The organism is Streptomyces sp. NRRL WC-3549, from assembly GCF_000721935.1.
Taxonomy (GTDB): domain Bacteria; phylum Actinomycetota; class Actinomycetes; order Streptomycetales; family Streptomycetaceae; genus Streptomyces.
In genome coordinates this window covers 81,482-82,485 of the sequence record NZ_KL585391.1, presented here as the reverse complement: position 1 = coordinate 82,485, position 1,004 = coordinate 81,482, and the positions used below count along the sequence as shown (strand labels likewise).

At 78.5% G+C, this 1,004-nt stretch carries 1 pseudogene; it reads right to left on the bottom strand.

Annotated features, from left to right (window positions below):
* Positions 1 to 45: 45 nt before the first annotated feature.
* Positions 46 to 1,004 (bottom strand): annotated as a pseudogene (locus IH13_RS37050) (carboxyl transferase domain-containing protein); the annotation flags it as partial.

Genomic DNA, 1,004 nt, shown 5'->3' with positions numbered 1-1,004 from the left:
GCTTCGCCCGCTACGACGCGCGGGACCCGCAGCCGTGACGGGTCCTCAGCGCGCAGGCCCCACCACCGAGCGGGCCACCCCCAGCTCCACCAGGTCCTGGGGGCGCAGCCGGAGCTGACCGGCGGTGGCGCGTACCTCGTCCGGCCCCCGCTTCAGGATCGCCGCCGCCAGTTCCGGTGCGATCACCGAGAAGTAACTGTCGGCGGTGACATGGGTGTTGCCCGGAGCCGCGAGGGCGAGCGCGCCGCCCGAGCCGCCCTCGCCGATGACCAGGCTCGTCACCGGCACCCGGGCGGAGGCCACCGCCGCGAACGCCTCGGCGATGGCCGAGGCGGTCCGCGAGCCGGATCACCCGGGCCGCCGTGCGGTAGCCGGCCGGGAGGGTCGCGGTGCCGCACTGGGCGGCGTACGCCACCGGCTGCCCGGCGCGCAGCCCCACGCCGCACAGCATCCCCGGGTCGACGCCCCCGCAGCGGTCGCCGTGCAGCGCGAGCCGGTCCTCGAAGTACGCGTCCAGATACGCCCCGGCGCGCGGCCGTCCCACCGCGCGGGCCCGCTCCACCGCGTCCCAGCCGGTCTCCGGCAGCCCGGTCGCCGACAGCGCCTCCGGCACCGGGGCCGGACGCGCCGGGCCGGTCACCGTGAGGGCGGCCAGCCACCGCCCCAGCGTCCCGCGCAGTTCCTCGGGCCCCACCACCGCGTCGACCTGGCCCGCCGCCCACTGCCCCTCGGCGGTGTACGCGTAGGGGTCGGCGGCCGCGGGCCGCACCCGCGACCCGGCGAACCCGATCTGCGCCCCGGGCAGCGCCAGCACCACGTCGGCGCCCGCCCCCAGGGTGGCCCAGCCGCCCCCGGTCGCCGGGTCGCGCAGTACCGCGATCTGCGCCAGTCCGGCCGCCCGCAACCGCGCCGACGCCCCGGCCACCCGCTGGAGCTGCGCCAGCGCGATCATGCCCTCCTGCATCCGGCTGCCGCCGGTCGCGACAAGTGAGACGCTGTCTCTT